The 12353-nt window shown below is 62.1% G+C and carries 8 protein-coding genes and 1 riboswitch; of the genes, 1 reads left to right on the forward strand and 7 read right to left on the reverse strand.

Annotated features, from left to right (window positions below; all coding sequences use genetic code 11):
- Positions 1-12: 12 nt before the first annotated feature.
- On the forward strand, positions 13-852 hold the full coding sequence (gene eutC, locus B9G99_RS14395; protein ID WP_086622779.1) for an ethanolamine ammonia-lyase subunit EutC: 840 nt from the start codon (positions 13-15) through the stop codon (positions 850-852).
- Here eutC and B9G99_RS14400 read toward each other — a convergent pair.
- The 7 genes from B9G99_RS14400 to B9G99_RS14430 all read right to left on the reverse strand — a co-directional run bounded on the left by B9G99_RS14400 (position 840) and on the right by B9G99_RS14430 (position 11851).
- Complete coding sequence (locus B9G99_RS14400; protein ID WP_086622780.1) at positions 840-2366, reverse strand: cobyric acid synthase; 1527 nt, start codon at positions 2364-2366, stop codon at positions 840-842. The genes eutC and B9G99_RS14400 overlap by 13 nt on opposite strands.
- A complete protein-coding gene (gene cobN, locus B9G99_RS14405; RefSeq protein WP_086622781.1) occupies positions 2363-6244 on the reverse strand; it encodes a cobaltochelatase subunit CobN in 3882 nt (1293 codons plus the stop codon). The genes B9G99_RS14400 and cobN overlap by 4 nt, the downstream gene beginning before the upstream one ends.
- A 62-nt stretch (positions 6245-6306) precedes the next feature.
- The gene (cobW, locus tag B9G99_RS14410) at positions 6307-7416 is read right to left on the reverse strand and encodes a cobalamin biosynthesis protein CobW (protein ID WP_086622782.1); all 1110 of its coding nucleotides are present in this window, start codon (positions 7414-7416) and stop codon (positions 6307-6309) included.
- 20 nt (positions 7417-7436) lie between these two features.
- Positions 7437-7934: a cobalamin biosynthesis protein gene (locus tag B9G99_RS14415; protein ID WP_335617610.1), complete on the reverse strand. Its 498-nt coding sequence runs from the start codon at positions 7932-7934 to the stop codon at positions 7437-7439.
- Entirely contained in the window at positions 7876-9252 is a 1377-nt protein-coding gene (locus B9G99_RS14420; protein WP_086622784.1) for a cobyrinate a,c-diamide synthase, read from the reverse strand. The genes B9G99_RS14415 and B9G99_RS14420 overlap by 59 nt, the downstream gene beginning before the upstream one ends.
- On the reverse strand, positions 9252-9881 hold the full coding sequence (gene cobO, locus B9G99_RS14425; RefSeq protein WP_086622785.1) for a cob(I)yrinic acid a,c-diamide adenosyltransferase: 630 nt from the start codon (positions 9879-9881) through the stop codon (positions 9252-9254). The genes B9G99_RS14420 and cobO overlap by 1 nt, the downstream gene beginning before the upstream one ends.
- Positions 9878-11851 carry an AAA family ATPase gene (locus B9G99_RS14430; protein ID WP_086622786.1) on the reverse strand — a complete coding sequence of 658 codons (1974 nt, stop codon included), beginning with the start codon at positions 11849-11851 and terminating at the stop codon, positions 9878-9880. The genes cobO and B9G99_RS14430 overlap by 4 nt, the downstream gene beginning before the upstream one ends.
- Positions 11852-12045: 194 nt before the next feature.
- Positions 12046-12250: riboswitch (cobalamin riboswitch) on the reverse strand.
- Positions 12251-12353: the final 103 nt, after the last annotated feature.

Here is a 12353-nt window from a genome sequence, read left to right on the forward strand (position 1 = left end):
CGGAGTGCATCCATGATAGAGCCATCAGATACGTCGATCACATCAGAGACGGGGTCCACGGTCACGCCCAACCCGTGGCGGCAGCTGAGTGAACATACCGATGCCCGGATCGGACTGGGACGCGCTGGTAGCAGCCTGCCAACCGCGCCGCACCTGGCCTTTCAGCTGGCACATGCTCAGGCCCGCGATGCCGTGCATCTTCCGCTGGATACCGAAGAGATGATGAGTACGCTTGAGTCGCGCTTTGAAAGCGTGGTGCGCCTTCACAGCCGCGCCAGTGACCGTGGCGAGTATCTTCGTCGCCCGGATCTGGGTCGTCAGCTCAATGACGACAGTCTCGAGCAGCTCTCGGCCATGAAGATCAAGCAGTGCGATCTATCCATTACGGTAGTGGATGGCCTGTCGGCCCGCGCCATTCATGAACACGCCGCCACGCTGCTGGATCACCTGATCCCGGCATTCGAATCGCGGGGTTGGTCGGTGGGGCCGGTGGCGCTGATCGAACAGGGGCGTGTAGCGATTGGTGATCCGGTGGGAGAAGCTATCGGCGCGCGCATGGGGCTGGTGCTGATCGGCGAACGCCCGGGGCTCAGCTCACCGGACAGTCTGGGTGTCTATTTTACGTGGAACCCCAAAAACGGGCGTCGCGACAGCGAGCGCAACTGCATCTCCAACATTCGACCGCGAGGCCAGTCGTTTGACGCCGCGGCGAAACTGATTCTGTATCTACTCGATGAGGCCAGCCGCCGTGAGCTCTCGGGTGTCGAGCTCAAGGACGACTCGGTCGTGGATTCCGAACTGGGCGATGGCCATCAGGGCAATTTTCTGCTGCCTCGGAATCAAACGTCCTGAACCGGCGTGGCTGCATCAGCCGGGATGAAGATGTCCTCCGGCATCGGCCAGCGTGACCAGTCAATCGCCGCCTCGACGTGATCGGCCAGTCGGTCGATCTCGGCCAGACGGTGGGCGTCATAATCGAAGGCGGCGGGCGCTGCCAGTCCTGCCCACTCAAGCAGGGCCTGTAGCGCGGCCGGGTGATCGAACACCCCGTGCAGATAGGTGCCGAGAATTTGGCCATCCTCGGAAATGGCGCCATCCAGCCGGCCGTCATCGAGGGCAAAGACGCCTCGGGAAAGCCCGTCACCCAGACTCTCGCCCACATGAATCTCATAACCTGTCACCGGGGCGGGCGTTTCTCCCAGCAGACAGTGGCCGGTCACGCGATGCAGCTGTTTATTGGCTTTGAGCGTGGTGGAAAGCTTGAGCCAGTTCAGGCCTTCACTCTCTCCGGCCGGGCCTTCCACGCCCTCCGGGTCCTCGATACATGTGCCCAGCATCTGATAGCCACCGCAGATCCCGATGACTCGACCGCCGTAACGCAGGTGCCGGGCCAGCGCGTCTGACCAGCCGCGCTCGCGCAGCCACGCCAGATCAGCGCGCACATGCTTGCTGCCGGGCATGATGATCAGATCCGCTGCGCCAAGCTCCGACGGATCTCGCACAAAACGTACGCTGACCTGCGGGTGCAGGCGCAGGGCATCAAAGTCGGTGTGGTTGCTGATGCGCGGCAGCAAAATGACGGCCACATGGAGTCCGTCTGCCGCGCCTGTACTGTCACCGCCACGGGACAGGCCGTCCTCGGCTTCAAGATGAAGGTCCTCAAGCCAGGGCACCACGGCCAGGACCGGCTTGCCGGTGCGCGCCTCGAGCCACTCAAGCCCTGGCTTGAGCAGATTGATGTCGCCGCGAAAGCGATTGATGACCAGGCCGACGACCCGCTCTCGCTCCGAGGCGCTGATGATATCGAGTGTGCCCGCCAGATGGGCAAACACGCCCCCGCGGTCGATATCGGCAATCAGAATGACCGGGCAGTCGACGGCTTCGGCAAAGCCCATGTTGGCCAGATCATGCTCACGCAGATTGATTTCGGCGGCGCTGCCGGCGCCCTCGACCACAACGCGATCATAGCCCTGGCAGAGCCGGTCGTGGGCGGCCACAACCTGTTTCAGCAGTTGAGGCTTGTAGGCGTAGTATTCGGCGGCCTTCATGTGGCCGATGGCGTGGCCCGCCACGATGACCTGAGAGCCCTGGTCGCAGGTCGGCTTTAACAGCACCGGATTGAAATCCACATGAGCGTCCACTTCGGCGGCCATGGCCTGAACGGCCTGAGCCCGGCCGATCTCACCACCATCAACGGTGACGGCACTATTGAGCGCCATGTTCTGTGGCTTGAAGGGCGCGACCCTGAGGCCGCGACGTTTCAGTATTCGGCAAAGGGCAGTGACCAGCGCACTCTTGCCGGCATCCGAGGTAGTGCCCTGAACCATCAGGGTGCGAGACGACCGAAAGCGATTTGCACGGCTCATGAGGCGCGCTCCTCCTGCTCGTCAATGGCCAGCAGTAGATCCCGCAGGCGGGTCTGATAGTCTGCCGGGGACTGCCACAGCCCACGAGCGATGGCATCCATCAATGTCTTTCCCATGTCCTTGAGGGCCTGCGGATTATGATCGTTCAAAAAGCGCTGGTTGTCGGCATCGAGTACCAGCGCATCGGTGATCTGTTCGTACTGGTAGTCGCTGACCAGCGCCGTCGTGGCATCCCAGGCAAAGAGATAATCGACGCTGGCGGCCATTTCAAAGGCGCCCTTGTAACCGTGGCGCTGCATGGCGCTGATCCATTTCGGATTGGTCACGCGAGAACGCATGACCCGGTTGAGCTCTTCTTTCAGAGTGCGCATCCGCGGGCTGGCGGGGTTGGCGTGATCCCCGAAGTAGAGCGCTGGTTGGGCGCCCTGCTGGCGGGCCGCGGCGGTCATGCCACCCTGGAACTGGCTGTAGTCGCCGGAATCAAGCAGGTCGTGCTCGCGGTTGTCCTGGTTCTGGACGATGCCTTCAAGCGTTGATAGCCGTTTTTCAAAAGCCGCCATGGCAGGCTCGCCCTCAACGCCCTTGCCATAGGCGTAACCGCCCCAGTTGACGTAGGCGCGGGCCAGATCCGCTTCCTCCTGCCAGTGACCGTTGTCCAGCAGCTTTTGAACGCCGGCACCGAACGTGCCGGGGCGGGCGCCGAAAATGCGAAAACCGGCCTGGCGGCGTGCGGTATCTTCATCAACGCCCTGAGCCAGCAAGGCCCTGCGCTGCTCGGCAACATTGGCCGCAATCGTATTGCCATTGCCAGGCTCGTTGAGATCCACGAGTTTTTGAACGGCACTGTCGTAAAGCGCCATCAGCCCGGGGAAAGCGTCACGAAAGAAGCCTGATACCCGCAGGGTCACATCCACCCGCGGTCGGCCCAGCAAAAATCCGGGGATGATTTCAAAATCGATCACGCGCTGTGATCCCGAGGCCCAGATCGGGCGCACGCCCATCAGGGCAAAGGCCTGGGCGATATCATCGCCGCCCGTGCGCATGGTGGCGGTGCCCCAGACCGAAAGCCCAAGACTTGTCGGATAGTCACCGTGCTCCTGAAGATGGCGCATGACCAGTGCGTCGGCCGATTTCTGTCCCAGCGTCCAGGCGGTTTTTGTGGGCATGGCGCGGCTGTCGACGCTATAGAAGTTGCGCCCGGTCGGCAGCGTGTCAAGTCGGCCACGGCTGGGGGCGCCGCTCGCCCCGGGAGGCACGAATTTACCGGCAAGACCGTCCATGAGCGCAGAGAGTTCGTTGTCCACGCTCTGGTGCAGCAACGGCAGCAGCGTATCGTTCATGAAATCGATCACGGCGCGTGTTTGCGGCCAGTCGTGATGATCAGGCGGTGCAGCATCATGAGACAGAACATGCTGCTCGATCAGCTGTGCGCCGAGCAGTTCAAGGCGCTCGCGGGTATGAGTTGAACTGCGCCATCCGGTGGCTTCAAGTGCCTGGAGCCGATCAGGCCGCGGCCCCTGCCAGGGCCACGCATCGAGGGCGAGCGGGTCGAAATCGTCATGCACTTCGAAAAGCCCCAGATCCATGGCCATGGCGTTTAAAAGGCTCTGTTCGTGGGGCTGGCTGCCGCGCGACAGTCGTACCAGCGCCATCAGCGTGTCGCGCAGCGAGGCATGCTCCAGCAGTTCGCCCAGCACGTGCAGCCCGTCGCGAATCTGCGCCTCCTTGATGTCACAGAGGTAGTTGTCCAAGGCGTCCAGCAGGGTCTGATCGTTTTTTAACGCCTCATCAATGCTCGGACGCTCGCCGACACTCGCCGAAGGCGACAGGCTCAGTTCTTCAAGCACATGAGTGTTGCGCACCCGCTCGATGATGGCCTCGCGCAGAAACTGCTCGCGGCGTTGATCAAGGCCGAGGGCCTGATAATACTCATCGGTCAGTCGCTCGAGTTCGGCCAGGTCATCGTGGATACCGGCACGCGTCATGGGCGGCATCAGGTGATCAATGATGACCGCCTGCGCGCGTCTTTTGGCCTGGGCGCCTTCACCGGGGTCGTTAACGATAAACGGATAGAGATGCGGCATGGGGCCGAGCACGATATCCGGCCAGCAGGTCTCGGAGAGTGCCGTGCCCTTGCCGGGCAGCCATTCCAGATTGCCATGCTTGCCGACATGAACAAACGCATCGACGCCATAGACATGTCGCAACCAGAAATAAAACGCCAGATAGCCATGGGTAGGGGGCAGATCCGGGTCGTGATAGGCCGCGTTCTGGTCGATATCAAAACCGCGCGCCGGCTGGACGCCGACAAAGGTTTCGCCCAGTCGCATGCCGGCGATCATCAAACGGCCCTGACGATGAAGCGGGTCGTTTTCCGGGGCGCCCCAGCGCTCAAGCACGGCCTGTTGACAGACGGCGGGCAGCTGCGCGAAGTGCTGCTCATAGGTTTCAAGCGCCAGACTCTGCGCTGCCGGCCGGGTCTTGATGCCGGTCGCGTCATTGGTTACGGTCTGCGTCAGCCATTCGATCAGTGCCGTCGGGTCATGGGGCAGGGCCTGTGTCACCGGGTAGCCCGCTTCTCGCAGGTGATGGAGAATGTTGAGCGTCGAGGCCGGCGTATCCAGCCCCACACCATTGCCGATACGGGCATCGCTTGAGGGATAGTTGGCCAGCACCAGCGCCACGCGCTTGTCCCGATTGTTTTTTTCGGCAAGGCGCACCCAGCGTCGCGCCAGCTCGGTGATAAAGCGGGCGCGTTCCTCATGGAGCTCGTGAATCACGATATCGTGCTGGCAGCGCGTGGAGTGATAGTGCGCTGACTTGAAGGCAATCGGTCGGGTGATGATGCGACCGTCCAGCTCCGGCAGCGCCACCTGCATGGCGATGTCGCGTGGCCGTAGCCCCATGGATTGGGATTGCCAGTCTTCCAGCGTGGTGCCCACCATGATCAGCTGCAAAATCGGAATGTGACGCGTCCAGGGATGCTGATAGCCGGCATGTGAAGCATCGGCACTGCCGGCCAGGGCAAAGCCGGTGGTGTTGAGCATGATCGAGGCATCACTCTGCTCGATCAGCTCATCAAGGGTATCCAGACACCAGCGCTCCTTGAGCGAGGCCACAGCGACCGGCAAAACGTTGAAACCGCCGGCCTCGAGAATTCTGATCAGGCCGTCAAAGATGCCGGTATTGCCCTGTTGAAGATGGCTTCGATAAAACACCAGCGCCGCTACCGGACGTTCCGAATGCCAGCGCGCCTGCCACTGCGCCAGAGTGACATGACCGGGCAGGGCGGTATGATCATCGATCGGGGCATGCAGCACGACTCGCGGCAGTGGTTGAGGCTCTCGCCACGCTCGCGGACGATCCAGAAAGTGATCTTCGAGGTAGTCGAGCAGGGCGCGGACATTATCCGGGCCCCCTTCACGCAGATAGCGCCATACCCGGTGTGCGTCCTGGTAGCTGACCGTTCCCGCACCGAGCAGACTTTCATCCTCGACGTCTTCACCGGGCACCACGATCAGAGTATGCCCATCGCGCTGCGCCCACTCCTTCAACTGCTCAAGACCATAACGCCAGTAAGAGGCACCGCCCAGCAGGGAGAGCACCACCACGCGGGCACCGTTGGGGGCATCGGTACCGCCCTGATCCAGCACCCGGTCGCGATAGAGATCAAATGCGGCCGGTTTTAACAGGTTCATCCAGTTGGCCAGCCGAATGCTGGTCTCGCGTTCGACGTCATCGGCCTCAATGACCGTGGCCATCAACGCCAGCACGCTGTCGGCGGCGGACAGGATCACCAGCTCGGCCGGTGACTGACCAAGATCGACAATGCCGTTGTCATCGCTGAACCCGCCGGGCTGGGCGGCGAAAAGGTGCATGCCTCACACTCCGCTATAGGACTGTCGTGTTGCAGGAGATTCAAATGGCCGTCAGTGGGAGATCAACTGATCTGCTCACGACGCTCGGCGCCGGCCAGCACGCTCTGCAGTCGCTCGCGATCCAGGCCCTTGCCGATGACCACCAGACGAGTCTGGCGTGTTTCGTCGCCACGCCACGGCCGATCGAAATGGTGGGTCAGGCGGTTGCCTACAGCGTGCAGTACCTGACGCATGGGTTTGCCGACATCGACAAATCCCTTGACCCGATAAATGGTCTGCTCGGCGAGTTCCTGCTCCAGTGCTCTGACCAGCTCATTGCTGTCCACGCTACCCAGTGTGACCACGCAGGAGTCGAAGTCATCGTGGGCATGATGGTGTTCGCGTCCGTGAGCGTGATGGTCATCATGGTGGGTATGGATGTCGTCTGCACGACCTTCCGAGGCCAGCTGCATGCCCATCACGGCGGCTACATCGACCTCACCATGCGTGGCCCAGAGCGTCTTGACGCGCTCGGGCAGCTCGCCGCGCAGCTGCTGTTCGAGCACACGCCGGGCCTCGTCATCCAGCGCGTCGCCCTTGCTGATGATGACCAGATCTGCCGAGGCAAGCTGATCATCGAGCAGCTCCTGCAGGCTCGGGTCGTGATCCAGGCTTTCGTCGGCCTGACGCTGCGCTTCGATGCGGTCGTGGTCATGCGCCACGCGCCCGGCGGCCAGTGCCGGGCCGTCGACAACAGTGATGACGCTGTCCACGGTGCAGAACTGCTTGATGTCGGGCCAGTTGAACGCCTGTACCAGTGGCTTCGGCAGGGCCAGACCCGAGGTCTCGATCAGGATGTGATCGATCTGGTCGCGTCGCTCGACCAGCTTTTGCATGACCGGCAGAAATTCTTCTTCCACGGTGCAGCAGATGCAGCCGTTGGCGAGTTCAAAGACGCCCTGTTCGCGCTCGATGGCCTCGTTCTCCTCGCAGGCCTCGAGCTGACAGCTGCGTACCAGTTCGGCATCGACATCCAGCTCGCCGAATTCATTGACGATCACGGCGATGCGTTTGCCGCCGGCGTTGCGCAAGAGATGCGACAGCAGGGTAGTCTTGCCGCTACCCAGAAAACCGGTGACGACGGTAGCGGGGATCTTGTGCAGTTCGGGACGCGAGGTCTCGATGGATGTCATGAGAATCTCCTGAAAAGGGGTTATCGGGAAATGTTCGTGGTGGCGTTCGGTACGGCCAGCGCACAGGTGGCGCGGTCGCACTGCTGGCGGGCTACGAGCAGTCTGGCCGGCGCGTCGCAATGCGCTCTGATGGCGGCCAGTGCTGCGGCCTCGGCCACACCGGGCACACCATGAAGACGCCTTGTGGTATCGCTGGTCTGACTCATGGCCGGCTCGCTTTCCCTTAGTGCCTCTGCCGGGAGAGGCATCAACGGGCAGCCCCAGGCCCTGGCCAGCGAGGTCATCGCAACTTCATGCTGACGACCCACCAGGGTGGCCACCAGGGTGATCTGATCCGGATGCAGTCCAGTGCGTGTCAGCATGTCTGTCACCAGTTGCATGAGGACCTCTGGCGGACAGTCACGCCGACAGCCCACCCCCAGAGCGATCGGGATGTTGCTGGTGTCATGGCCGCAAGGGTCACTCGACATGCGAACATGACTTGGCATGTGCCGATGCGCCGGGCACGGGACGGCCATCCATTGTTCCACCCAACAGAGCCGCGACAGCCTCGGGATTGGAAGGGAAAAACAGGTGCAGATAGCTGGCATTTAGCCGGCCGCGGCGAAAGATGGCCTCGCCCGGCGCCGGATGACTGGCACGACGGCCGTGTGCCATCGGTGTCAGGGTGTCGTGGCTTCGAGAGTGATGATGAGCGTGGCCGCGAATTTCACCTTCCGGCAGAGGGGCGCTCTGCATGCCCTGACAGCCTCGCTTGGTACGCATCTCCCCGTGACCGGGCAGCACACCGGCCATGGGATGGCAGATGCCGTGCTGGTCGGTCAGGGTCTGCTGTAGATAGAGCATACCGCCGCACTCGGCAAGTATGGGCAGGCCCTGCTCATCAAACTGTTGAATGGCCTGACACATGCCGTGATTGGCCCCCAGTACTGCGGCGTACAGCTCCGGATAGCCACCCGGCAGCCATAATGCATCAAGACTTTCAGGCAGCGAGGTATCGGCAAGCGGTGAAAACCAGCAGAGTTCGGCCCCCATGGCTTCCAGCAGGCGGACATTGGCGGCATAGATAAAGCTGAAGGCGGCATCACGCGCAATGCCGATGCGCTTGCCGGCCAGAGCAGTCGGGGGCGTATCGATATTTTGCGGCTCAAAGGCCACCGTGGGTGGCAGTTCGGTCAGGGCCTGGCCTTCCAGCAGATTGGCGGCGGCCTCGAGTCGCGCTTCAAGCGACAGGTTGTCCGGGTCATCCTGTTCGCCAGGCTGAACCAGTCCCAGATGGCGTGAGGGCAGGGCGAGGTGCTCCTCTCTGGGCAGGGCTGCCAGCAGCCGAACATCATCAGGCAGGCTGTCTTCGATCAGCTGGCGGTGACGCTCACTGCCGAGTGCGTTGGCCACAAGGCCATGAAACTGCATTTCCGGGCGGTAGCGGGCGAGCCCCAGGCCGATGGCAGCCACGGTCTGGGCCATGCCGCGGGCATTGATGACACAGGCCACCGGAATATCGAAGGCGATCGCCAGATCGGCGCTGGAAGGCGTCCCGTCGTGGAGGCCCATGGCGCCTTCCACCAGAATCAGATCCGAGACCTGAGCGGCGCGATAGAGCTGTTCGCGACAGAAGGCTTCCCCGGCCATCCAGAGATCCAGTGGCTCGACCGGCTGATCGGAGGCCAGTGCCAGAATCTGCGGGTCCAGATAGTCCGGGCCGGTCTTGAACACCGTGACGCGTCGACCCTGACGACGATGATGTCGAGCCAGTGCGGCGGTGACGGTGGTCTTGCCCTGACCGGAAGCCATGGCCGAGAGGAAAAGCGCTGGACAGTACGCGGTCGTTGACATCAGTACTCGATCCCCGCCTGTGCCTTGACGCCAAGCCGAAAGGCATGACGTTCATCGTGAATGATGCTGATGGTGTCAGCGATCTCCTGAATCTCGCGCGCCATGGTACGGCCGGTGATCATCACGTTCTGATGCGCCGGCCGTGTGCTGAGGGCCTGAGCAATCCGTTCGGCATCGAGATAGCCGTACTTGATCATGTAGGAGAGCTCGTCAAACAGGAGAAAGTGATACTGATCATCGGCCAGCAGCCTTTCTGCCAGTGCCCAGGCCTCCTGTGCGGCCTGACGTTCGCGCGCCGGATCGCGGACTTCCCAGCTGAACCCGTGCCCCATGACGTGAAAGTCGACCTGCGGGTGATCGTTGAAGAACAGATACTCGCCGGTGGCACGTCGCCCCTTGATGAACTGGATGACTGCACAGCGCTGACCATGTCCCATGGCACGTGCCATGGTGCCAAAGGCAGAGCTGCTTTTGCCCTTGCCGTTGCCCTTGAGCACGATCAGCACACCACGTTCCTGATCTGCGCGGGCAATGCGCTCATCGACAATGCGCTTCTTGGTGGCCATGCGCTGCTGGTAGCGAGTGCTGTCCTGGTCAGTGGCGCTGTCATCACCATGGTGCTGGCTCATGGCTGTCTCCCGGGAACTGTCGTTGTGGTGGCATGCATTGCCGGTGCGGTTGGCGTGCGGAACAGATCGTCAAGGTGGTGGCAGGTGGCTTCAAGCGCGGCGGCCAGCTCTTTTGCCCGACCCAGTGCTTCTTCCCGTGGTTCACAGTCCACGATGTGGGTCTCAAGGCCAAACGGCGCAAGCTCGAGATCGTCCCGGCTACGGGCATCGGTCAGTATCCAGAGGCGAATCGCTGCCGGATCACCATGCTGAAGGCGAGCCAGGCGCTGGCGGGTATCATCAAGCCCGCGTCGTAGCGGCGTACCGCCACCCGGTTTGATCTGGTTCAGTACGGTCGCCATCGAGCGTGGTGCACGACGGGGGGCCATGACTTCGGTCACACCCTCGCCACCCAGAGTTATCAGCATCAGCCGCTCACGGGCGAGATAGGTATCAAAAGCCAGCTGCTCGACCAGCGACATCGCCTTTTCAAGCTGGCGGGCACGTTGCGAGGGCGTTTGCCGGCTCAGACTGGAACCGGAAATATCCAGTACGATACAGGTGAGTCTTTCAGGGCGGCGCCGCTCGCGCTGCCATGCCAGTGCTTCAAGGGTGCCGGGCACCGAATGACCCTGGGAGATGGCTGCCTTGCGCAGACTTCCGGGCCAGTCGATACGCGCACGGCCAATGGCCCGGCGACCCTTCGTTTGTGACGCCCGCTGGCTGGCGGGGAGGCTCGTTTGTATGCTCGGCAGCTGAATATGTCCGCTTGCGGCGCTGTTCAGCGTCAGCGACGCCTGATGGGCAGTCAGATTGCCCCAGTCACCGTTGCCATGAGGGTTGTCATCGTGATCATCCTGATACTGATGAGTACCTTGATGCTGATGGTTTCCTGTCGATGAGGTCTGTTCAGCAGGACTCGATGTGCCTTGCCGTGACGTCATATCCGGTCTGGCCGGGGCATCCGGGGGCGTGCGACGGCCCTGGTAGCGTTCCGCAGGCGGCGCGCTGGTGGCACCGGAAGAAGTCTCGCCCTCGGAATCAGACGGTTCATCATTCTCCTGACGGTGATCGCCCCCACCTTGACCGCCATGGTTATTGCCCTGATCCGGCGCCTGATGGGGATCATATCCGGGAGCACGATGTGCCATGACCAGCGGCGCCAGGGCGTCGATGTCCTCGAGCGTCACGATGTTTCGATTTTGCCAGGCCGCATGTGCCAGTGCGCCACGCCGCCAGGCAAGGTCAGCGCGCACGCCTTCCACGCCCGCGTCGACACAACGCGTTGCAATCACGCGGGCCAGCTCGGCAGGCAGGGTAATTTTCGAGAGTCGTTCCCGTGCGGCCGCCAGTCGATCACAAAGGCGATCCTGTTCTTCCTGCCAGTCGGACATGAACGTCTCGGGGTCTTGGTCAAAGGCCAAGCGACGCTCGACAATCTGCAGGCGCTGCTCGATATCCGGTGCGGGATGATCCAGTACGGCGAGCCCGAAACGGTCCAGCAGCTGGGCACGCAGCTCGCCTTCGTCAGGATTCATGGTGCCAATCAGCAGGAAATCCGCAGGATGTTGATGGCTGATGCCATCTCGCTCGACATGGTTGATACCGCTGGCGGCCACATCAAGCAGCAGGTCTACCAGGGCGTCAGGCAGCAGATTGACCTCATCGATGTAGAGCGCCCCCTCATGGGCCCGCGCCAGCAGGCCGGGCTGGAAGGCCACTTCACGATCGCCCAGGGCTCGACCCAGATCCAGCGTCCCGGTCAGCTGAGCCTCATCGGCGCCCAGGGGTAGTGTCACCAGAGAAGAGCGCGAGAAGGGCAGCAGTTCGGCAAGGCCTCTCGCCAGTGTCGATTTGGCTGTGCCGCGCGGGCCACTGACGAGCACGCCGCCCAGGCGAGGATCCAGCGCCGCCAGAATCAGGGCAAGTTTTAGTCGTTCATGGCCGGTCACGGCGGTAAAGGGGAACGAGGGGCGTGATGTCGTCGTCATATCACCTCCCCGAGAGCAGAATGTGATGACGCGGCATGAGTGTGCGTTGCGTGCCCATGTGATGGGGAGACGTCAAGAGGCGTAGCGGCTTCTGGCAGGCACCGCCATCTGATAGAAAAACAAGTCACTTGTGTGCTCCTGCGTATCGACCCGTACGCGCGGCAGTCATTACTGATAATGTCGTAGGCATTATCACCCTGTATCATCGCCGGGCCGGTCTCCGGGCTGACGAGCTGGCAGACCTGTGTCTGCCGGGCTGAAGCACCTTCCCGATCGTAAGGATCAGTGGTTACGCTTCAAGCCACTCGATTACCGTTGCGGGGACAGCAGTGAACTTGCATCACTTTCCCGATTATCCCGTACAAGTCTGCACGGGCACCCGAGCGCTGCTCATCGTGGGCCGGGGTGGTGATGGAGTCAAGTCCGACACGATGACGTAATCGGGCCCGCTGACGCGGTTTTATGACTTTATCGTTGCTCTACCACCGGGCACCCGGTAGCG

Origin of the sequence: Kushneria konosiri (assembly GCF_002155145.1) — a bacterium.
Lineage (GTDB): Bacteria > Pseudomonadota > Gammaproteobacteria > Pseudomonadales > Halomonadaceae > Kushneria > Kushneria konosiri.